Origin of the sequence: Microbispora sp. NPDC049633, assembly GCF_040675265.1 — a bacterium.
GTDB lineage: Bacteria > Actinomycetota > Actinomycetes > Streptosporangiales > Streptosporangiaceae > Microbispora > Microbispora maris.
In genome coordinates this window covers 40,508-61,994 of the sequence record NZ_JBFAOO010000019.1, presented here as the reverse complement: position 1 = coordinate 61,994, position 21,487 = coordinate 40,508, and the positions used below count along the sequence as shown (strand labels likewise).

19 protein-coding genes are annotated in these 21,487 nt (G+C 71.1%); 11 read left to right on the top strand and 8 right to left on the bottom strand.

Going from position 1 to position 21,487, the window contains the following annotated elements; genetic code table 11:
- The first annotated feature begins 103 nt into the window (after positions 1 to 103).
- Positions 104 to 508 carry a thioesterase family protein gene (locus AB0J39_RS07965; protein WP_363462682.1) on the top strand — a complete coding sequence of 135 codons (405 nt, stop codon included), beginning with the start codon at positions 104 to 106 and terminating at the stop codon, positions 506 to 508.
- A 137-nt stretch (positions 509 to 645) separates the two neighbouring features.
- On the opposite strand, the gene AB0J39_RS07960 is transcribed toward AB0J39_RS07965, so the two are convergent.
- The 4 genes from AB0J39_RS07960 to AB0J39_RS07945 form a co-directional block, all read right to left on the bottom strand.
- Positions 646 to 2,196, bottom strand: coding sequence for an alpha-amylase family glycosyl hydrolase (locus AB0J39_RS07960; protein ID WP_363462681.1), 1,551 nt, complete (start codon positions 2,194 to 2,196; stop codon positions 646 to 648).
- A gap of 30 nt (positions 2,197 to 2,226) precedes the next feature.
- Positions 2,227 to 2,610: a globin gene (locus AB0J39_RS07955; RefSeq protein ID WP_363462680.1), complete on the bottom strand. Its 384-nt coding sequence runs from the start codon at positions 2,608 to 2,610 to the stop codon at positions 2,227 to 2,229.
- 34 nt (positions 2,611 to 2,644) lie between these two features.
- Positions 2,645 to 3,613: a mechanosensitive ion channel family protein gene (locus tag AB0J39_RS07950; protein WP_363462679.1), complete on the bottom strand. Its 969-nt coding sequence runs from the start codon at positions 3,611 to 3,613 to the stop codon at positions 2,645 to 2,647.
- A gap of 517 nt (positions 3,614 to 4,130) precedes the next feature.
- Positions 4,131 to 4,391 (bottom strand): hypothetical protein, encoded by a 261-nt coding sequence (locus AB0J39_RS07945; protein WP_030509616.1) that lies wholly within the window; start codon positions 4,389 to 4,391, stop codon positions 4,131 to 4,133.
- Positions 4,392 to 4,726: 335 nt separating this feature from the next.
- On the opposite strand from AB0J39_RS07945, the gene AB0J39_RS07940 reads away from it, so the two are divergent.
- From AB0J39_RS07940 to purU, 4 genes are all read left to right on the top strand, one after another.
- Entirely contained in the window at positions 4,727 to 6,316 is a 1,590-nt protein-coding gene (locus AB0J39_RS07940; RefSeq protein WP_363462678.1) for an XRE family transcriptional regulator, read from the top strand.
- Positions 6,317 to 6,337: 21 nt separating this feature from the next.
- Complete coding sequence (locus AB0J39_RS07935) at positions 6,338 to 6,904, top strand: GNAT family N-acetyltransferase (RefSeq protein ID WP_363462677.1); 567 nt, start codon at positions 6,338 to 6,340, stop codon at positions 6,902 to 6,904.
- Positions 6,905 to 7,151: 247 nt separating this feature from the next.
- The gene (locus AB0J39_RS07930) at positions 7,152 to 9,077 is read left to right on the top strand and encodes a tetratricopeptide repeat protein (protein WP_363462676.1); all 1,926 of its coding nucleotides are present in this window, start codon (positions 7,152 to 7,154) and stop codon (positions 9,075 to 9,077) included.
- Positions 9,078 to 9,232: 155 nt separating this feature from the next.
- Positions 9,233 to 10,081 carry a formyltetrahydrofolate deformylase gene (purU, locus tag AB0J39_RS07925; protein ID WP_363462675.1) on the top strand — a complete coding sequence of 283 codons (849 nt, stop codon included), beginning with the start codon at positions 9,233 to 9,235 and terminating at the stop codon, positions 10,079 to 10,081.
- A gap of 2 nt (positions 10,082 to 10,083) precedes the next feature.
- On the opposite strand, the gene AB0J39_RS07920 is transcribed toward purU, so the two are convergent.
- Positions 10,084 to 12,147, bottom strand: coding sequence for a prolyl oligopeptidase family serine peptidase (locus AB0J39_RS07920; RefSeq protein WP_363462674.1), 2,064 nt, complete (start codon positions 12,145 to 12,147; stop codon positions 10,084 to 10,086).
- Positions 12,148 to 12,446: 299 nt separating this feature from the next.
- Between AB0J39_RS07920 and AB0J39_RS07915 the strand changes: the two genes are divergently transcribed.
- The 3 genes from AB0J39_RS07915 to AB0J39_RS07905 are packed head-to-tail and all read left to right on the top strand — an operon-like array spanning position 12,447 to position 14,052.
- Entirely contained in the window at positions 12,447 to 12,956 is a 510-nt protein-coding gene (locus tag AB0J39_RS07915; protein ID WP_363462673.1) for an HNH endonuclease, read from the top strand.
- Between the two features lie 5 nt (positions 12,957 to 12,961).
- Positions 12,962 to 13,780 (top strand): GNAT family N-acetyltransferase, encoded by an 819-nt coding sequence (locus AB0J39_RS07910; protein WP_363462672.1) that lies wholly within the window; start codon positions 12,962 to 12,964, stop codon positions 13,778 to 13,780.
- Between the two features lie 50 nt (positions 13,781 to 13,830).
- Positions 13,831 to 14,052: a zinc ribbon domain-containing protein gene (locus AB0J39_RS07905; protein WP_363462671.1), complete on the top strand. Its 222-nt coding sequence runs from the start codon at positions 13,831 to 13,833 to the stop codon at positions 14,050 to 14,052.
- A gap of 95 nt (positions 14,053 to 14,147) precedes the next feature.
- Here AB0J39_RS07905 and AB0J39_RS07900 read toward each other — a convergent pair whose 3' ends face one another.
- Positions 14,148 to 14,642, bottom strand: coding sequence for a WYL domain-containing protein (locus AB0J39_RS07900; protein ID WP_363462670.1), 495 nt, complete (start codon positions 14,640 to 14,642; stop codon positions 14,148 to 14,150).
- 298 nt (positions 14,643 to 14,940) lie between these two features.
- On the opposite strand from AB0J39_RS07900, the gene AB0J39_RS07895 reads away from it, so the two are divergent.
- The 3 genes from AB0J39_RS07895 (at position 14,941) to pip (ending at position 18,617) form a co-directional block, all read left to right on the top strand.
- The gene (locus AB0J39_RS07895) at positions 14,941 to 16,680 is read left to right on the top strand and encodes an alpha/beta hydrolase domain-containing protein (RefSeq protein WP_363462669.1); all 1,740 of its coding nucleotides are present in this window, start codon (positions 14,941 to 14,943) and stop codon (positions 16,678 to 16,680) included.
- A gap of 348 nt (positions 16,681 to 17,028) precedes the next feature.
- Positions 17,029 to 17,502, top strand: a complete 474-nt coding sequence (locus AB0J39_RS07890) for a hypothetical protein (protein ID WP_363462668.1) — start codon at positions 17,029 to 17,031, stop codon at positions 17,500 to 17,502.
- A gap of 152 nt (positions 17,503 to 17,654) precedes the next feature.
- Positions 17,655 to 18,617, top strand: coding sequence for a prolyl aminopeptidase (gene pip, locus AB0J39_RS07885; protein ID WP_363462667.1), 963 nt, complete (start codon positions 17,655 to 17,657; stop codon positions 18,615 to 18,617).
- A 73-nt stretch (positions 18,618 to 18,690) separates the two neighbouring features.
- On the opposite strand, the gene ilvD is transcribed toward pip, so the two are convergent.
- A complete protein-coding gene (gene ilvD / locus AB0J39_RS07880) occupies positions 18,691 to 20,529 on the bottom strand; it encodes a dihydroxy-acid dehydratase (protein ID WP_363462666.1) in 1,839 nt (612 codons plus the stop codon).
- Between the two features lie 100 nt (positions 20,530 to 20,629).
- Entirely contained in the window at positions 20,630 to 21,460 is an 831-nt protein-coding gene (locus AB0J39_RS07875; RefSeq protein ID WP_363462665.1) for a nuclease-related domain-containing protein, read from the bottom strand.
- Positions 21,461 to 21,487 lie beyond the last annotated feature (27 nt).

Here is a 21,487-nt window from a genome sequence, read left to right as displayed (position 1 = left end):
CCGCGACTGAGCGTACTCACGGCCCGCGCCCCCCGCTGCCTGGCGGGGGACGCGGGCCCGTTAGTTTTGACCGGTGGCCGAGCTGCGTAATCACCCGGATCAGATGACCCGCTACGTTTTCGAGCGCAAGGTGCGCTTCGCCGACATCGACAGCTTGGGACACGTCAACAACGTCCGCTTCTTCGACTACCTCGAGGACGCGCGGGTGTCCATGCTGTGGGACCGGCCGCGCGAGGACGCCGGCCGCCGTCAGGACCTCGTGGTGGCCCGGCACGAGATCGACTACCGCCGGCCCCTGACCTTCCGTACCGACCCCGTACGTGTCGAGGTGTGGGTGACCGAGATCTCCAGAGTCCGCTTCACCCTGGCGTACGAGATCCGCGACGACGAGACGCTCTACGTCGAGGCGCGCACGATCATGGTCGCCTACGACGCCGGGGCCGCCCGTCCCCGCAGGCTCGACGGGGACGAACTCGCCTACCTCAAGCGGTTCTCCGCCCTGTCCTGAGGCCGGCGCCCCCGACGCCGATCACGCTCCGGGACAGGACCCCGCACCCGCACCCGCATGCACGGCGTCCGGCATCGGAACGCCGGCGACCGGCCGCGACGGCGAGGGCCCGCGGCCGGCCCCGGAACGTGGCGAGGTCAGCCCGCGAGCAGCCAGGCCGCGGTGTCGGCGGGCAGGGAGGTGCCGTCGAGCGGGCCGCTGGTGATCAGCACCTGGTCGTGGGGCGGCAGCGCGACCGCGCCCTCACCGCAGTTGATCACGCAGATGAGACGGCCTCGCCGGAACAGCAGCGTCTCCTCCGGCGACTCCAGCCAGGTGATGGCGTCGGGCAGGGTGCCGCGCAGCTCCCGCCGCGTCTGCAGCGCCCGCCGGTAGAACCACAGCGTCGAGGACGGGTCGGCCGCCTGACGCTCGGCGGTCAGGTCGGCCCAGTCCGCCGGCTGCGGCAGCCACGAGCCACCCGGCCCGAATCCGTACGGCGGCTCGGTGCCCGACCAGGGCAGCGGCACGCGGCAGCCGTCGCGGCCCGGCACCTCGCCGTTCGACCGCGCGAAGATCGGGTCCTGCCGTGACTCGGGTGGGAGATCGGTGACCTCGGGCAGCCCGAGTTCCTCACCCTGGTACAGGTAGGCCGATCCCGGCAGGGCGAGCATGGCGAGCAGCGCCGCCCGAGCCCGTGCCAGGCCGGCCCCCGGGTCGAGCGAACCCTGGCCGTAGCGGGTGACGTGCCGTACGACGTCGTGGTTGGACAGCACCCAGGTCGGCGAGGTGACGGCCTTGAGCGTGTCGTCGATGACCTTGCGGAAGGCCGTGGCCGACCAGGGGGCCTCCAGCCAGGCGAAGTTGAAGCTCTGGTGCAGCTCGTCCGGGCGCACGTACAACGCCAGGTCCTCGGCCGAGTCGGTCCAGACCTCGCCGATGGCGACGCGGGTGCCGGGGTAGGCGTCGAGCACCCGCCGCCACTCGCGGTAGATGTCGTGCACCTCCGGCCGGCTCCAGATGGGCGACTTCGCCCCGAAGCCCGGGTCCGTGTCGGGCAGCCCCTCCTCCTTGATCAGGCCCATCGCGACGTCGATCCGGAAGCCGTCCACTCCCCGGTCGAGCCAGAAGCGGAGGATGTCGAGGAACTCCTCCCGCACCTCGGGGTTGCGCCAGTTGAAGTCGGGCTGCTCGGGCGCGAACAGGTGGAGGTACCACTGCCCGTCGGGCGCCTGGGTCCAGGCCGGGCCGCCGAAGGTGGACAGCCAGTTGTTCGGCTCTCCGTGGCCGCTTCCGCCGCCCTCGGGGCCGCCGTCCCGGAACATGTACCGCTCGCGCTCCTGCGAGCTCCTGGGGGACGCCAGGGCCTTCTGGAACCAGGGGTGGGCCGACGAGCTGTGGTTCGGCACGATGTCCACCATCAGCCGCAGGCCGTGCGCGTGCGCGTCGGCGACCAGGTCGTCGAAGTCGGCCAGCGATCCGAACAACGGGTCCACGTCGCGGTAGTCGGCGACGTCGTAGCCGCCGTCGGCCATGGGGGAGGGGTAGAAGGGGGTCAGCCAAACAGCGTCGACGCCGAGCTCGGCGAGGTACGGCAGGCGGTCCCTGATTCCCGCCAGGTCGCCCGTACCGTCGCCGGAGGCGTCGGCGAAGCTGCGGACATAGATCTCATAGACAACGGCATCACGCCACCAGGGGGTTTTTTCCATGTGTCTTTGGCTGCCCGCTGCTTCCGTTGCTTAAGCGTTGACCATGCTGTGGGCGGCGTAGACGAGGTAGTCCCACAGCTGCTTCTCCAGCTCGGCCGGCAGCTCGAGGGAGCGCACGGCGTCGCCCATGTGCCTCAGCCAGGCGTCGCGTGCCGCGTCGTCGACGACGAACGGCACGTGCCGCATCCGCAGCCGGGGGTGGCCGCGCTGCTCGCTGTAGGTCCTCGGGCCGCCCCAGTACTGCATGAGGAACAGGCGCAGCCGCTCCTCCGCGCCGGTCAGGTCCTCCTCGGGGTACATCGGGCGCAGCAGGGGGTCGTCCGCGACGCCCTGGTAAAACCGGTGGACGAGCCGCTGAAAGGTTTCCTCGCCGCCGACTGCCTCGTAGAAGGACAAGGTCTGCTCGCTGGTCACGAATTCAGCCTAGGCCAGCTACCGATCGGTAATGTCAGGCGGCGAAGGTGAGGCTCTTGTCGTCGAAGGCGCGCTTCACCCGCAGGCGCAGCTCACGGGCGACCTCCAGGTGCCGCGCGGGCACGGTCTTCGCGGTGACGCGGAAGATGACGGACGAGCCCGACACCGACTCCAGGCCGAAGACCTGCGGCTCCTCGACGATGACCGTGTCCCGGTACTCCGGGTCCTCCCACATGTCGTGGACGATGTTCGTCAGCAGGTCGCGGACCGTCGCCACGTCGCTGTCGTACGGAACCGGGACGTCCACCAGGGCCCTCGACCAGCCCTGCGACTCGTTGCCGATGCGGGTGATCGTGCCGTTGCGCACGTACCAGACCTTGCCGTCCGCGTCGCGCAGGCGGGTGATGCGGAGCGTGACGGCCTCCACCGTGCCGACGGCCACGCCGGTGTCGATCACGTCGCCCACGCCGTACTGGTCCTCCAGCAGCATGAACATGCCCGCGATGAAGTCCTTGACCAGCTCCTGGGCGCCGAATCCGACCGCCACACCGATGATTCCGACACTCGTGAGCAGCGGCGCCAGTTCGACTCCGAGCTTCGCGAAGATCATCAGCGCCGCGGTGCCCAGGATCACGACGGACGCGAGGCTCCGCAGCACCGAGCCCATCGTCTCGGCGCGTGCCCGACGGCGCTCCGTCATGATCGCCGCGGCGGCCTCCGTGCTGGTCAGCACGGCCCTGCCGCGCAGCCGCTCCGGCAGTACGCCGACGCTGGCCCGCACGGTGAGCCGGGTGATCAGCCGGTGCACGACGTTCCGGATGACCAGCGCTCCGGCCAGGATGAGGGCGATCAGCAGCAGCACGTCCACGATGCCCGCCACCAGCTGCATCCAGGCCGGGAAGTCCTTCTCCGGGAAGGCGCTGTTCAGAACCGTGCAGAAGATGCCGTCGTTGTTCTCACACGCCTTCGCCACCTGCTGGCCGATCACATCGAGATCCGGCACGGTCGGCTCTGGACTGGGCGTCGCGGGTGACAGCGGCAACACGAGGTGGATCCCCCCTGGATCGGATCAACGGCAGGTCATGAACGTAGCCAATACTGCCGACTGATCCGGCCTCCGTCACATCGCCGGGGAAGACGGGAGCGCGTCCCGTCCGGGGCCGCGGAGGGCGGGCCGGACACGCTCCAGTGACGGTGTGGCAGGACGCGGGCGCGCACCCGGAAGCGTGCCCGTCGCCGTTCTCCAAGTGGGGGATCCCCCCGATCACCGTCCGGCCCCACCTGCTCGACGGGGCCGGACGGCGGTCCAAGGTGCCGGCGGGCCGGTCGGCCCGCCGGTCGTGCCGGAATGCGGACGGGTCGGGGCGGGCGGGACGCCGCAGCGTCGCCGTCGCGCCGGGGCGGCGCGACGGTGACGCTCCGCACCGGGCGTCCTGCCCGCCCCCTGAGGCCGCGGTGGATGCGGCGGCCCACGGCGACTGCGTTTTCACCGCGCTTTCACCTCGGGCCGCCGCCTTCCCCTACTCGCTCACCGCGGCGAGCACACGGGCCACTTTCGTGGCCGCTCCGGCGGGGTCGTCCGCCCGGTGCATCCGCTCACCCCAGGACCACCAGTAGTCGGCCGCCTGGCAGACGACGTTCTCCGTGAGGCTTGTCGCGTCGGGGTTGATCACGCGCACGTAGGCGCGGCCCGACGGGGTGCGCACGACTCGTGCGAGCAGGCCCCGGGCGTCGAGTTCGGCCACCAGATGTTCCAGGCGCCGGAAATCGTCCTCCCCCACCGTAGGTCCTCCTTCATTTCCGTTCGCGGGCGGAATGTGTACTTTGCGTTCCCGTCTGTTCACTCTGGTGCGCCAAAGATGGCTCACAGAAGTGCTCGGGTCAACGAGGGCCGCAAGCGGCTGAGGTGAAGGAAAACCCTTGTTGGTTGAAAGAAAACCCCTATCGGGAGACGATCCTTAGTCGGCACGTTCAGGTTGGGGGCTTGGCTGCGCCAACTATGGTCCATCATTATGTTGTGGGCGGAGCGCGACGGCAGCGTCACTCTCTGTCACAGGGTGAGGACCGCTCGAGACCACGGGCTGCTAGCGCGGCCGGCCACGAGAGAGGGGCCGGAATGTCCGGCAGGCAACACAGGGAGACGGAGATCGCGCGCCGGATCCGGGCGCGGGGCCTGGCCACCGGGCGCAGCCTGGCCGAGATCGCCGAGGAGATCCACAGCGACTGCGGGCCACAGTTCGGCACGACCCGGATCAAGGCACATCGCCTCTCACACGGTGTGGCGCTCGCCGACGTGATCGAGCAGGTGCGCGCTCTCTTCGAGAGGGACGGAAAAGCCGTCCCCGGCATCGGAGAGACGCTACTGTCCGCGTACGAGTCGGGGATGAAGCGGCCCGGCCCGGAGTATCTCCACTACCTGTGCTCGGTCTATCGGGTGGAACCGCTGGCTCTCGGGTTCGAGAGCCCGTGCATCTGTGGCCACGGACACCTCGCCGAACCGAGTAGTGGAGCCCCAGAAGAGGACAGACCTGACACTTCACCCGCTCCGTGGGGTGCGCCGGCCCCGTCGGGCGGCGAGACCCCCACGATGAACGGGGGCGAGGAGGACGAGAACGTGCTACGGAGGACGCTATTGAGGCTCCTCGCCGGCGGCGCCGTGGGGGCGGCTGGCCTCCAAGAGCTCGACGAAAAGGTGCTCGGCGCGGTGGAGAACCTCCGTCGGCGTATGGACGAGACCATGGTCACGGCCACCGTCTCGCCGGCGATGCTCGATCAGTGGGAGCAGGCCACGTCCGGGTTCGGGCGGCAGTACATGAACACCCCGCCCGTACGGCTGCTCTGCGACGTGATGCTGGAGTTCACCGCCGTGCGCAAGGCGCTGGACCGCCGCCAGCCCATCGACGTGCAGGAGCGGCTGTGCCGCATGGCCGCCCAGCTCGCCGGGCTCTCCGGGATGATCATGATCGACCTGGGGGACCAGCGGCTGGCCCGCTCGTTCTTCCGCACCGGCAGAATGGCCGCGGACGAGACCGGCGACCGCGCTCTGCGCGCCTGGGTCACCGCCCGCGAGGCGCTGGTGCCGCTTTACTACGGCGATCCGCGCGAGGCGCTCACGCTCGCGAAGAAGAGCCGCGACCTGGCCGGCCACACCCCGTGCGCCGCCCGGACCATGGCGCCGGTCGTCGAGGCGAGGGCGCTGGCGAAGATCGCCGGCGTCAACGGCTCGCGGCACGAGGTGGTCGAACAGGCCAAGCGGGCGCTGCACCGCGCCCGGGCGGCCTTCCAGCAGATGAACGACAGCGACCGGGAGGACCCGGCCTTCGGCTACACAGAGCGGCAGCTCTACTTCTACCAGGGCGACGTCCTGGTGAAGCTGGGGCAGACCGTGGAGGCCGACGTGATCCTGCAGCAGGCGCTCGACAAGTACACGGACGAGGACCTGCTCGACCAGACCCTGATCCGGTTCGACCGGGCGATGTGCCGGCTCATCGACGGCGACGTCGAGGCGGCGCTGAAGCTGGGCCAGGAGGCCATCGACCTGGTCGACAAGGACTACCGGACCGACCTGCTGCTCAAACCGGCGTACGACCTGGTGAAGGCGATCAGGGCGAAGCACGGCGACTCCGCCCGGTTGCAGGAGTTCTGCGAGGTGATCAAGCAGAGCCGCGTCACGATCCCGCCGGAGTTGGTCCGGGACGTCGGGTGACGTGGGTAACAAGGAGGACGTGTGGCAGGAGACGCGCTGGCGGGGGATCTCGAGCCGGGAGATCCCGTGAGAGGCGGGGAGGGCGGGATCGCACCGCTGAGGATCCGGCGGTACCGCTGGTCGGATCTCGACGCGGTGTGGTCCCTTCATCAGATCGGCCTGGCCCAGGTGGGCGTGGTTCCGGGCGACGGCGTCTACTACGACGACGATTTTCCCCGGATCACCGAGATCTACCTGGCGGCCGGGGGTGACTTCCTGGTCGGAGAGGTGCCCGGGGCGGGGCTCGTCGCGATGGGCGGCCTGCGGCGCATCGACGCCGACACGGCCGAGATGTGCCGGCTGCGCGTCCACCCCGATCACCAGCGGCGCGGCTACGGTGCGCGGATCACGGGGGAGCTCGAGGAACGGGCGCGCCGGCTCGGATACTCGACGTTGCGCGGGGACACCACCCTGCGTCAGGCCGCCGCGCTGGAGCTCTACCGCAAATCCGGCTGGCGGGAGTTGCGGCGCGAGGTATGCGGCGACAACGTGGTGATTTATATCGAGAAGCAGCTAAATGGCGTGGTCTCCCGGCTTTTCTCCCGATAGATAATGCTTCCATCCCTTGGCGGATAGCTGATCCCTGCGAATACTTGTGCCTTGTCCGCAAGAGTGGGGAAAGAGGCGTGATGAAGAAGATCATTATCCGTAAGCCGGGGACGACCAAGCTGAGCGGCACCTCGAGCGTGATCCACAAGGGGTGAGGGACCTCCCGAGCCACATCTGGGTCCGGGGAGACCTCTCCCGCGACCGCGTAGCGGCCCTCCGATCGCTGGTTGGGAACCACGCCCTGGAGGTGCCGCCCCCAGTCGCGCCCGTCGTCAACGGGCACCGCCGGCTACGCGGTCCGTACACGATCGGCGGCGCGCTGCTGCGCGCCCTCGTCCCGGTCGCCCTGGAGCGTTCCCCGGGCTTGGTGGCGGCACACGACATCGAGATCCGGGCCGTCGCACCCGGCCTGCGCCCTCTGGTGCCGGCGCGCCGGCAGCCCATCGAGGACCGCCTGACCGAAGACGAGCGGATCCTCGTGCCCGCGCCGCGCCGCACGCTCCGGATCGCCAACGGCATCGCCGAGTTCGTGCGCGACTGCCTGGAGGGACCGCGGACGCTGCTGGTGGACAACCTGCACGAGGCGGATCCGGCCGACCGCGAACTGCTGCGCGTCCTGGCGCGCCGGGCGCCGGGCCTGACGCTGGCGGTGGGCTCCGTGGAGCCGCCGTGGGAGGGCATGCGGCCGGTGGAAGCGCGGGCTCAGGGCGGGCCCCCCGACGACTACGTCGCCTCGGACGGCACCTGTGACGACCCCAGGGCCTACCGCGCGTACCTGTCGCTGCCGCCGGAGGAACGCGCGCGCCGGCACGACCGGCGCGCCGCCGAGCTGAGGGCCGGCGCCGCGGCGGCGGAGTACGCACTGGGCGCGGTGCCCTACCACCTGGAGCACGGCGGCGACCCGCACGCCGCGGCGCAGGCGCTGTGGGCGGCGGTGGACCACTGCGTCACCGAGGGGTTCCTGCACGCGGTCGTGGAGTTGGGCTCGCGTGGCCTGCGGCTGGTGGAGCCGGGTTCGGACCTGTGGTGGCGATTCACCCAGCGCACCGCGACCGCCCTGACAGGGCTGGGCCGGCGCGCGCACGCGCAGGAGCTGTACGACCAGGCCCGGCGGGTCAGCGTCGATCCCGCCGTGCACGCGGCCGCCGCGTACGGCACGGCGATGCTCGACGCGCGCGACCGCGATCCGGCACGGCGGGACCTGGTCAGGGCCAGGGCCTGGATCAACGAGGCGATAGCGATCTCCACGCTGCTGCCCGACCGGCGGACGCGGGCCTTCAAGCTCGGGTTCGACCAGAACGCCCGCGCGTTGATCGAGCTGCGGGAGGGACGGGCCGACGAGGCTCTCGGCCTGGTGCAGTCGGCCATCGACCTGGCCGAGCGCGACCTGCCGCCGGGCGCCCACCCCGTCCACCGGATGGTGCTGTTCGCCAACCGGGCGCAGCTTCTCGCCCGCCTGGGCCGCACGCGGGAGGCGCTGGCCGACTTCGACCGGGCCGTCGCGATCGATCCGGGCTTCCCCGACTACTATCTCGACCGGGGCAACCTGCTGTTCGAGATGGGACGGACCGGCGAGGCGCTGGCCGACTACGAGACCGCGATCCGGGTGAGCCCGCCGCTGCCCGAGGCGTACTACAACCGGGCCGAGCTGCGCCTGGCCGCCGGGGATCTGGACGGCGCCCGGGCCGACCTCGACCACGTGCTCGAACTCGACCCGGGCTACCTCGACGCCTACGTCAACCGGGCCGGCGTGCTGGAGATGCTCGGCGAGCACGAGGCCGCCAGGCGCGACGTCGAGGCGGGGCTCGCGCTCGACCCCGGCGACGCGCACCTGCACGGTGTGCTGGGGCAGCTGGAAACCGAGGCGGGTCGCTACGCGGAGGCCGCCCTGGCCTTCGACGCGGCGCTGGCCGCCGACGCCCGCCTGGCCTCGGCCTGGGCGAATCGCGCGACTCTCCGGTTCGAGACCGGCGACGCGCCGGGCGCGGTCGACGACCTGACCCGGGCGATCGAGCTGGGCGAGGACGCGGCCCTGTACTTCAACCGGGCCACCGCCCTCGACGCGCTCGGCCGGGGCAGGGAGGCACTGGCCGACCTGCGCCGCGCGCTGGCCCTGGCCCCCGGCGACCCCGACATACGCGCGGCGCTGGAGCGGCACGAGAAGGAGGGCTGACGGGGCAGGGGGACGACGGTCACGCCGAGGCGCCGGGGAGCCGCTCGACGACGTCCGCGAGCCCGGTCGTCGTCCGCGTCCCCGCCTGCCCGCACCTCCCGGGCCGCTGGCCCTACCCTTGAATCCGATACGTCACCCCTGTCGAGGATCTGAGCATGAGCGCTGAATACGTGCTGACCCTGTCCTGCCCGGACCGGCCCGGAGTGGTCGCGGCCGTCTCCGGGCTGCTGGCCCGGAAGGGCTGCAACATCATCGAGAGCCAGCAGTTCGGCGACCCGGTCGAGGAGCGGTTCTTCATGCGGGTGCAGTTCTCCAGCGGGTTCGCCGTCGACGAGCTGCGGGCCGAGTTCGCCTCGCTCGCGCCGGAGTTCGCCATGGAGTTCCAGCTCTTCGACCTCGCGGTGCGGACCCGGGTGCTGGTGCTCGTCAGCCGGTTCGACCACTGCCTCAACGACCTGCTCTACCGCGTGCGCTCGGGGCTGTTGCCGATCGAGATCGTGGGTGTGGCGTCCAATCATCCCGACCTGCGCCCGCTCACCCAGTCGTACGGCGTGGACTACCACCACCTGCCGGTCACCCCGGAGACCAAGCCGCGGCAGGAGGCGGAGATCCTCACCCTGGTCGACCACTACCAGGCCGACCTGGTCGTGCTGGCCCGCTACATGCAGGTGCTGTCGGAGGACATGTGCGCCAAGCTCGCCGGGCGCATGATCAACATCCACCACTCGTTCCTGCCGTCGTTCAAGGGCGCCAAGCCGTACCACCAGGCGTACTCTCGCGGCGTGAAGCTGATCGGCGCCACGGCGCACTACGTGACGCCCGTCCTCGACGAGGGGCCGATCATCGAGCAGGAGGTCGCGCGGGTGAACCACACCCACTCGCCGGAGGACCTCGCCGCGATCGGCCGCGACCTCGAATGCCAGGCGCTGGGCCGGGCCGTCCGCTGGCACGCCGAGCACCGCGTGCTGCTGGACGGCCACAAGACCGTCATCTTCCCCCGCTGAGATCAGCCCACCTTCAGGCCGGTGTGCCGGGCCAGGAAGGCGAGCTGGTCGGCCGACAGCTCGACCGACCGGCTCACGGCCCGGGCGCCGTGACCCACCTCGGTCTCGTTGCGCAGCAGGATCGGGCGGTCGCCCGCCTGCGCGTGCTGCAGGGCCGCCGCCATCTTCCACGCGTGCAGGGGATGGACGCGGGTGTCCGAGGCGAACACGGCGAACAGCGTGGCCGGGTAGGACACCCCCTCGCGGACGTGGTGGTACGGCGAATAGCCCCACAGCCAGGAGAACTCCTCCGGCACCTCGGCGGAGCCGTACTCGACGTTCCAGGTCGCCCCGAGACCGAACTTCTCGTAGCGCACCATGTCGAGCAGCGGGGCCGAGCAGACGACGGCCGCGTACAGGTCGGGGCGCTGCGTGAGCGCCGCGCCGACGAGCAGGCCGCCGTTGGAGCCGCCGGAGATGGCCAGCCGGTCGGGGCTGGTGACACCGGTGGAGACGAGGTGCTCGGCCGCGGCGTGCAGGTCGTCGAAGACGTTCTGCTTGCTGCCGAGCATGCCGGCCCGGTGCCACTGCTCGCCCTCCTCGCCGCCGCCGCGGAGCTGGGCGACCGCGTAGACGCCGCCCGCCTCGACCCAGGCCAGCGTGGTGGCGGAGAAGCCCGGGTTCATCGAGATCCCGAAGCCGCCGTAGCCGTACAGGATGGTGGGGCGGGGCCCCGAGCCGGGGCGCGAGGTGACCAGCATGTGCACCTCGGTGCCGTCCTTCGACCGGTAGACCACCTGCTCGGTGGTCGCCTCCGGCACCTCCACCGCGCCGGGCGGCGCCTCCCAGAGCGTGGTCTCGCCGGTCAGCGCGTCGTAGCGGTACACCGCGGTCGGGGTGATCTCGTCGGTGTAGCTGAACCAGGCCTCGTGCCCGCCCTCCGGCCGCTCGACGATCCCGCCGATCGAGCCGAGCCCCGGCAGCGGGACCTCGCCGATGCGCTCGCCGCTCTCCAGCGCGTGCACGGAGATCTCGCCGATCGCGTGCCTGGTCCAGCCGACGAGCAGGACCGGCTCGGCCATGCCGTCGAGGATGGCGAAGTCGGACAGCACCGCCTCGGGGTCCTCGGGGACCAGGTCGCGCCAGTGCTCCGCACCGGGGGTCTGCGGCGAGGTGACGCAGACGCGCCCGCGCGGGGCGTCCCGGTCGGTGAAGACGTAGAGCCGCCCGTCGCGGCCGAAGTGGAGCCCGGTCTGGGCGTCGACGTCCTGCTGTACGGTGACCAGCTCCGGCGCCTCGGGCGACGAGGCGACCAGGTCGGCCACCCACAGATCGTTGCGCGGGGCCGTCCCCCGCGAGGCGGAGATCGACAGCCACCTGCCGTCGAGGGAGACCGACACCCCGTAGTAGTTGGTCTTCTCCAGGCCCTCGCCGAAGACCAGCACGTCGTCGTCGGGAGAGGTGCCGACGCGGTGCAGGTAGACGCGGCGGTGGTACTGCTCCTCGCCGGCCGGGACTAGCGAGGGCGCCAGCCTGCGCACGTAGTAGAACGCCTCGCCGCCGGGCAGCCAGGCCACGGGGGAGTAGCGGCAGCGGTCGATCGGCCCCTCGACGACCTCTCCCGTCGTCACGTCGACGACGTACAGGCGCGACTCCTCGTCGCCGCCGACGGAGATCTGGTACGCCAGCCGGTTGCCCTCCTTGTCCGGCTGGTAGGAGTCGAGCGTGGTCAGGCCCGAGGGATCGAGGGCGGTGGGGTCGAGCAGCACGCGCTCGCCGTCTCCCTCCCCGACGTACAGGACCGGGTGCTCCTGGTCGGGCGCCCGGCGGGTGAAGAAACGGCGCCCGCCGCGCCAGGACGGCGTCCCCACCGACCCGGAGCGCAGCAGTTCCGCGACGCGCTCGCGGAAGTGGTCGCGCCCCTCCAGCTCGGCGGACCGGAACAGAATCTCCTGCGCGTCCAGCCACTCCTTCGTCGCCGGATCGTCCGGATCCTCCAGCCACCGGTACGGGTCGGGGACGGGCGTTCCGTGGAGATCGTCGACGATGTCGTCACGGCGGGCTGGCGGGTACGGCGGTCGGCTCATGCTGGCACTTTAAATCAGCCGGGCGACTGCGACGGTACATCGGCCGTACCCGGCCAAGACGGGAATAAAGGGGTGATCGGCTGGGCATAGAAGCAGCAGGCGTCCCTGTCGTTCACCTCGCAGACCCTTTTATGGGTGGCGAAGGGGTCGCCGGAAAGGCCACACTTTGGTGAAGGGCGGTGCCGTGGTGACGATCCGCTGGGCCGTCCGGCGGAGGTCCCTGTGACGGAAGCACCCGGGTCCCAACAGGCGGGGCCACAACCCAGGCGCACAGCCGAGATCGCTGTGGAGGCCGGCTGATGCGCCAAGTCCTGCTCCTCAATGCCACATACGAGCCGCTGACCACGCTCTCCCTGCACCGGGCCGTCATCCTGGTGCTCAGAGAGAAGGCGGATGTCGTGCACCGCGACGGCCGGGGCGCGGTCCTGCGCTCGGCGACCCGCACGCTAGACGTCCCGTCGGTGATCAGGCTCCGGCGCTACGTCCGCATTCCCTATCGGACGCGGATCCCGCTCACCCGCGCGGCGCTCATGCGCCGGGACAACTTCCGTTGCGCCTACTGCGGGCAGCGGGCCGAGACGATCGACCACGTCATCCCGCGTTCCCGGGGAGGCCCCCACACCTGGGAGAACTGCGTCGCCTCGTGCACGCCGTGCAACCACCGGAAGGCCGACAGGCTGCTGGAGGAACTGGGGTGGGCGCTGCCTGTCGCCCCCGCGGTGCCGCACGGCGCGCACTGGCGGCTCATCGGCGCGCAACTCGACGGCGATCCGCAGTGGGCGCCCTACCTGTCGGAGACGGCGGCCTGATGGGCATGCGGTGGACGATCACCGACGAGGTCGAGGAGTACGCCGCGGCGGCCGAGCCCTGGCTGCTGCGCGATCCCGTCCGCAACACGGTCATGCTGACCGCGTTGCGCGGAATCCGCAGCGGCCAGTTCGCCGGCGACTGCCTGCTGGCCTGGCTGGAGGAGGACGACGGCACGGTGGCGGGGGCGGCCTGCCGCACGCCGCCGTACCCGCTCGCGCTCGGCGACGTCCCGCTCGCGGCGCTTCCCCTGCTGGTGCGCGAGCTGGTCGAGATGGACCAGGACGTGGCCGAGGTCGGCGGTCCGGTGGCCGCCGCGGAGGCGTTCGCGGACGCCTGGTGGCGGCCGGAGACACATCGGCGATCCGAGCGCCTCTACCGCCTCGGCGCGCTGCGGGCGCCCACCGCGTCGGGGAAGCCCCGCGTCGCCGGCCCCGGCGACCTGCCGATGGCCGTGCGCTTCTTCCGGGAATTCCAGGACGAGGCGCACGTCGACAGAACGGCCGATCCCAGCCCGGTCGTCGCCGCGCGTATCAACCGCGAGGAACTGGTCTGGTGGGAGGACGACGACCGGCCCGTGTCCATCGCGGGGGCCTCCGCGCCCATCGCCGGGATGTCCCGGATCGGGCCCGTCTACACTCCGCCCGATCTGCGCGGCCACGGCTACGGCAGCGCCGTCACCCACGCGGCCAGCAGGAAGGCGCTCGACGACGGCGCGACCGAGGTGCTGCTGTTCACCGATCTGAGCAACCCGACGTCGAACTCCATCTACCAGCGGCTCGGTTTCCGGGCCGTCACGGACTTCGCGAGCATCCAGTTCGGGTGATCGGCCGCCGCCCGCTGCCGTTCGCGGGTGGCGGGTCGTAATCTGGACGCATGCCTCGCTATGACTACCGTTGCCGCGCATGTGGATCGACGTTCGAGCTCAACCGTCCCATGGCCGAGGCCGGTGACCGGGCGGTGTGCCCCTCCGGCCACGACGACACCGTGAAGCTGCTTTCCACCGTGGCCGTGACGGGCAGGGCGTCCGGAACCTCCGCCGTCCGGCCGGCGGGCGGAGGAGGTGGCTGCTGCGGAGGTGGCTGCTGCGGCGGCTGACGCGCGTACGACCGTGCGGCCCGGGGCGTCACGCCCCGGGCCGCACGGCCACCTCGGCCGATCCCGCCCGCCGAGGTGGCGTGTGCGGGCAGGGGTCAGGCCGCGGACGGGCGCCTGATCCGCGCGCGTCGCTGGAACGGCAGGTAGCGCTGCGGCAGGTGGGGGCGGGCCGGCAGGTCGGTCGGCTCGACCGCCAGGATCCGGTCGAAGCGGAAGGCCCTGATCGAGCGGCGCATGCGGCACCAGCCGACCAGATACCAGAACTCCCCGTGGACGAGGCAGGTCACCGGCTCGACGTCGCGGACGGTCATCCGGCCGGCGGCGTCGTGATACTGGATGCGGATCACCAGGCGCGCGGTGATCGCGTTGGCCACCGCCCGTGCCCGGCGGGCGACGTCGGTGGGCAGCGGGGTGGTCAGGGTGGTCAGGGTCGTGGCGATGACGTCGTCGTCCAGATCGAGGTGCTCGAAAGCATGGCGCAGGCCGCGCCGGGCGGTGACCGACTGGGGGCCGGCACCGAGGTGAGCGAGCGACAGGGCGAGGGCGGCGAGTTCCTCGGCGGTCAGCGAGTGCCGAATGACGTTGGCCATATCTCGACAATAGCGACGAGGACTGACATTTTTCCGAACGCCTTATCGGAAGGTCAGCATCATGTCGCCGTCGTGTCAGCCATTACTTCCGTGCGTGGCGGCCGGGGTCTGGTCACCCGACGCCCGCGTCGAATGGCGTACTGGGCAGGTGGCGCTCTGGGCTTTTGTTGTTTTCGGCGAAAGTCTGGTAGCTGAAAGACTATCTTTCGTTCGGATTGACAGTTAGTCTCTGCGCCAGAGACAGCGCGCTGATCCGGACGATCCCCCCACCCCCGGCCTCTCGCAGCGAGGTGTAGTTTTGCCTGCTCTTCTTCCCACTCTCCAGACCTTTCGCCGACGATTCGCCGCGCTCGGTCTCGCCGGCGCGCTGACCGTTCCCCTCGGGCTCGCCACTCCCGCGAGCGCGTCCGGGCCCGGCCGGGGCGAGCCCGCGCCCCGCCCGTCCACCGCGACCGGCGACAACGTCGCGAACCCCGTGATCACGGGGCCGATCGCCCGCACCACCCCTGTCGGGGATCCCGCCCACGGCTACCCGTTCCTCGCCACCGACGTCGACCTGAAGGCGGCGGGCTACGTCGAGCAGGAGTTCTTCGTCTCCGGCACGGCGACGGGCTACGCGACCCCCGGCACGGGCACCGCGACCGCCGTCAGCACGGGCAACCCGTACAGCACGCGCATCGTCGTGCGCCGCCCGGTCTCGGCCCGGACGTTCAACGGGGTCGTGATCGCCGAGTGGTACAACGTCAGCAATCAGTGGGACCAGGAGGTCGACTGGTTCCAGTCGCACGAGCATCTGATCCGGGAGGGGTACGCCTGGGTCGGCGTCTCCGCCCAGCGCGCCGGAGTGCACTCCGCGACCGGGCTCAAGGCGTGGAGCCCGGCCCGTTATGGAACCCTCGACGTGACCGCGGGCGGGACGATCAACGACGACAGCCTGTCCTACGACATCTTCAGCCAGGCGGTGAAGGCCGTCCGCGGTCCGGCCGGCGTCGACCCGCTCGGCGAGCTGCCCCCGCCCCGGTACGTGATCGCCACGGGTCACTCGCAGTCGGCCGGTCGCCTCGCGAACTACTACAACGGCGTCCAGCCGCTCGCGAACGTCCTCGACGCGGTCGTCCTGCACGGCGGCGGTGGCCCGCTGCGCACCGACCTGGCGACGCCGGTGTTCCGGATCAACTCCGAGGGCGACGTGAGCAGCGGCATCCTGCCGCCGGCGGCCCGCGCCCAGGCCGACTCGGCGGTCCTGGCCAGCTGGGAGGTGGCCGGCGCGTCGCACGGCGACTGGAAACTCATCAGAGACTACGGACCGCTGCGCAAGCGTGACATCGGCACGTACCCCGGCGGCTACCCGGGCGAGCCGCAGACGTGCACGCTGCCCTCGTTGTCCCGCATCCCACAGCACATGGTGCAGAACGCGGTCTACGACCACACCGTCGCCTGGGTCGCCCACGGTGTGCGGCCTCCCGCGGCTCCCAAGATCCGGATGACGGACGCCACGCCGCCGGTGGTCGCGCGTGACGACCTCGGTGTCGCGCTCGGCGGCATCCGGCTCGCCCAGCAGGAGGCGCCGCTGCGCGTCAACAGCGGCAGCAACACCGGCCCGGGCTTCTGCTTCCTCGACGGCAGCTCGGTGCCGCTGACCGACGCGCGGCTCGCGGAGCTCTACCCGACCGTGCGGTCGTACGCCGACGAGGTCGTCGCGACGACGCTCGCCGACGTCGAGGCCGGGTACATCCCCCGGTCGTTCACCCGCGATCCCGCGTGGTACTCCGACCTCCGCGACCTGATCGGTGAGTACGCCGCCGCCGGTCGTATCGCCGGGCCCGTCGCGTCCTCCCTGGAGGACCGTCTCCGGCACGCCGAGCGGGCCGGTCTCGCCGGTGACGTGCCTCCCGCCATCGCGCACCTGCGGCAACTCGCCGAGCGTGCGGACAGGCAGATCGGGGACGACGCGGCGAAGGCCGGAGTGCTGCGGGTGACAGAGGCGCTCGTCGCGCTCCTCGCCGAGGCGCGGAAGGCGGAGCACAAGGGCCGCTAGACAGGGTCCCTCCGGTGGGCGGGTCCGCGGGCGTGGCGCGCACGCCCGCGGACCGTCCGCGTCCGGTGAATCTTTCATCGAGCCGGTTCTGTCGTGGAATCCAATGAATTCCCGCGTTCGCGGAATTTCGGCGAGCCACCGGCACGAATTCCCCGATCCCCGCTGCGTATCGGATCACGGCGGCCAGGCCTGACCGGTATCGCTTTTCCGGTCCTCGGCGACGAGCGGTTTTCGTGTTCGGGGTGACCAGGTCTTCCGGCCCCGCCGAAAACACCGATCCATTGACGGCATCCAGGGGAGATGGTGCATTCGCTGTGGCTGTTGTCGGAGACGGGAGAGGGACATCCAATGTTCGCGGTGAATTCGGCCAGGAGGGTGCTCGCGCTCGGTGCGGCGCTCGTGACGACCGGCGTGCTGAGCGTGGCGCTCGCGCCTACCCCCGCTATGGCGTCCACCATCACGCTACAGGCGACGATCGACTGCTCCAACTACAACAGTTTCGGGGACACCAGGGACTGGTATCCCATCGGCCCCAGCGTCAGCGCCTCGCCGTACGGGACAGGCGGGGCCGGCACCGTGGTCGCGGTCCCGGCCACGCACGCGTGGCAGATCACGCACACACTGCCCAGCGGGACGACGGCCGTCGGCGCCTCCGGCAGGTGCAGCGAAGGCCACCAGTACGACTTCTTGGGCTCGACCGCCAGTATCAGCATCCCCGCGGGCGTTACCACGGTGACGGCCACCTGGAACTGCAGCACTGCTCCGGTCTATCCCGGCCCGTGGATGACCAACTGCAGCGTGCAGTCGGTCTCGTACAGCTGATCGCTCCCGGGGCACCGGGCGCGTGAACGCGGGCCGCTCCGGCGGGCCGCGCGGGGCGGGGACGCCGGCACCGAGGTGAGCGGGCGACGCGCCCGTCCGCCGCCGGGGAAAACCGCTTCCCCGCCCATGGCGGTCGCTGTAGCTTCTCCGGCGTGTATCCCCCCATCGAGCCGTACGACCACGGCCATCTGGACACCGGCGACGGCCATCTCGTCTACTGGGAGGTCTGCGGGAACCCCGACGGCAAGCCCGCGCTCGTCGTCCACGGCGGCCCCGGCTCGGGCTGCACGCCGGGCCGGCGCCGGGCCTTCGACCCCACGCGCTACCGGATCATCCTGTTCGACCAGCGCAACTGCGGCCGGAGCCTGCCCCACGCGAGTGATCCGGCGGCCGACCTGACGAACAACACCACCCATCACCTGGTCGCGGACATGGAGCGCCTGCGTGAGCGTCTCGGGGTCGAGCGGTGGTTGCTCCACGGCGGGTCCTGGGGATCCACGCTCATCCTCGCCTACGCCGAGGCCCACCCTGAGCGGGTGTCGGAGATCGTCATCGCGGGCGTCACGATGACCCGCCGCTCCGAGATCGACTGGCTCTACCGGGGAGTCCGCCGGTTCCTTCCGGAGCAGTGGCAGCGCTTCCGCTCCGGAGTGCCGGAGGACCTGCGCGACGGCGATCTGGTCGCCGCCTACGCGCGGCTGATGTCCGACCCGGACCCCGGCGTGCGGGCCAGGGCGATGCACGACTGGACGGCGTGGGAGGACGCGGTGATCTCCCACGAGGTCAACGGCAAACCGGACGCCTACAGCGACCGGCCCACCCCGGCGCTGGAGGCGTTCGTCCGCATCTGCACGCACTACTTCTCGAACGCCGCGTGGCTGGAGGAGGGCGTGCTGCTCCGCGACGCGTACAGGCTGGCGGGCATCCCGGGCGTGCTCGTCCACGGCCGCCTCGACCTGGGCGGACCGCTGGAGACCGCCTGGCAGCTCGCCAGGGCGTGGCCCGACGCGCGCCTGGTCGTCGTGGACGACGCCGGTCACACCGGCAGCGACGCCATGAGCAGGGAGATCCGGGCGGCGCTGAACGGCTTCGCGGGCCCCGCGAACGGGCGGTGACCCGCGCCGCGCCTCTTCTGGAATGCCTGACGGCTGCCACCCCGGCATGGGGGCGGCAGCCGTCACGGGCCGGTCAACGCGAAAGCTGGGACAGGTCGCGCGAGGCGCCGGTCGAGGCCGAGGTGGTCAGCGCGGCGTACGCCTGCAGGGCGGCCGACACCGGGCGGTGCCGGTCGCGCGGCCGGTAGCCGCCGAGGTCGGCCAGCAGCCGCTCGCGGCGGGCGGCCAGCACGTCCTCGGCCACCTTGAGCTCGATCGAGCGGCCCGGGATGTCGATCTCGATGATGTCGCCGTCCTCGATCAGGGCCATCGTGCCGCCCTCGGCGGCCTCCGGGGAGGCGAGGCCGATGGACAGGCCCGACGTGCCGCCGGAGAAGCGGCCGTCGGTGATGAGCGCGCACGCCTTGCCCAGGCCCTTGCCCTTGAGGAAGCTCGTCGGGTAGAGCATCTCCTGCATGCCCGGGCCGCCCTTGGGGCCCTCGTAGCGGATCACCACCACGTCACCGGCCTTGACCTTGCCGCCGAGGATGCCGTCGGAGGCCTCCTCCTGCGACTCGAACACGACCGCCGGGCCGGAGAACCGCCAGATCGACTCGTCCACGCCGGCCGTCTTGACCACGCAGCCGTCCAGGGCGATGTTCCCGTACAGCACGGCGAGGCCGCCGTCCTTCGTGTAGGCGTGGTCGAGGTCGCGGATGCAGCCCTCGGCGCGGTCGAGGTCGAGCGACTCCCAGCGGGCGCCCTGCGAGTAGGCCTTGACCGTCCGCACGTTGCCGGGCGCCGCGTGCCACAGCTCCACGGCCTCGTCGGTGACCTCGGGCGACTTGGGGTCCCACTTGGCGATGTATTCCGCGATGGACGCGGAGTGGACGGTCGGCAGGTCGCGGTGGAGCAGGCCGGCCCGGTCCAGCTCACCGAGGATGCCGGGGATGCCGCCCGCCCGGTGCACGTCCTCGACGTGGTACTTCATGGTCGCCGGGGCGACCTTGCACAGGCACGGCACCCGGAGCGAGATCTCGTTGATCTCCTTGAGCCCGAAGTCGACGCCCGCCTCGCGGGCGGCGGCCAGGATGTGCAGGATCGTGTTGGTCGAACCGCCCATGGCGACGTCGAGCGCCATCGCGTTCTCGAACGCCTCGCGGGTGGCGATGTTCCGCGGCAGGACCGACTCGTCGTCCTCCTCGTAGTAGCGCCGGGTGAGGCCGACGATCTGCCGTCCCGCGTCCTCGAACAGGGCCTTGCGGGCCTTGTGGGTCGCCAGCGTGGTGCCGTTGCCGGGCAGGGCCAGGCCGATCGCCTCGGCGAGGCAGTTCATGGAGTTGGCGGTGAACATGCCGCTGCAGGACCCGCAGGTCGGGCAGGCGTTCTCCTCCATCGCCAGGAGGTCGGCGTCCGACACGCTCGCGTCGGCGGAGGCGATCATCGGGTCGATCAGGTCGAGCTTGCGGCCGGGGATCTTGCCGGCCTCCATCGGGCCGCCGGACACGAAGATCGTGGGGATGTTGAGCCGGAAGGCGGCGAGCAGCATCCCCGGCGTGATCTTGTCGCAGTTGGACACGCAGACCAGCGCGTCGGCGCAGTGGGCGTTGACCATGTATTCGACCGCGTCGGCGATCAGCTCGCGGGACGGCAGCGAGTAGAGCATGCCGCCGTGGCCCATCGCGATGCCGTCGTCCACGGCGATCGTGTTGAACTCGCGCGGGACGGCTCCCGCCTCGCTGACCGCACCGGCCACCACCTCGGCGACCTCGCGCAGGTGCACGTGGCCGGGCACGAACTGGGTGAAGCTGTTGGCGATCGCGACGATCGGCTTGCCGAGGTCGCTGCCCGCTACGCCCGTGGCCCGGAGCAGCGCACGGGCGCCGGCCATGTTCCTGCCGTGGGTGACAGTGCGGGACCTGAGAGCGGGCATCGAGGGACCCCCATCTGGAGACTACTGAGTCTTCAAATGGTACGGCCAGTGCCCGGCTGCCGAGACCCGCTGTCCACCTCTCGGGACGGCGCGCCGCCCTCTATTCGGGGTACCGCGCGGGGAGCACGCGCTCGGCGGCCCGGTAGATCGCCTCGATCTCGGCCGTGGTGAGCGATCTCTCCCGCTTGGTGATCCACTTGCGCACGAGCCCGCCGGAGAAGACGTCGACCTCGCGGATGTTGAGGATGCGCCAGGGGATCGGCGGGCCGTAGATGGCCAGGGACGGCACCACGGTGATCTCCCGGCCGAGCGCCTTGCTGATCAGGTCGCTGGCCTGCGCCGCCTCCCACCGGGCCTCGTCGAGCCGCGGCTTCTGGTTGAACGGGCCATGGAAGAGCTTGCGGTGCGACTGGACCCGTACGGGCAGCCGCTTGTCCCACTTCTCCGAGTCCACGGCGTACACCCCGGTGGGCCCGACCACCAGGTGGTCGATCTGGGCCTCGCTGCCGGGGATGGCCCGGGCGTGCAGCGTCTTGTAGCCGTTCCGCTCCAGCTTCTTGAGCTGGGCCTCCGTCTGGCGCTCCGCCGCGGAGGCGCGCCGCCACGCGGGGATGGTGGAGACGGTCCTCGCATGGTAGACGGCGTCGGCGACACACGCGAGGATGGCCGCGGTGAGCCCGAGCCGCCAGCTGCCGAAGAGCACGCCGAACACCACGCCCGCCGCGGCCGCGATCAGGGCACGGCGGCGCAGATGGCGGTATCGCGTGTCCTGCCACAGGTTGCTCAGCGACGTGCGCTGGACCGGAGCGTACGTGGGGGACGCCGGCGCCTCGGGTGGCGCCGGAGGGCGTTCCGCCTGCTCCGACGTTTGGTCACCGACCCAGATGGGTGACGTATCGTGACCGTCTTCTGGCGCTAGACCGGTATCCACATCACTCACGGTAGTTGAGCCGTCAGC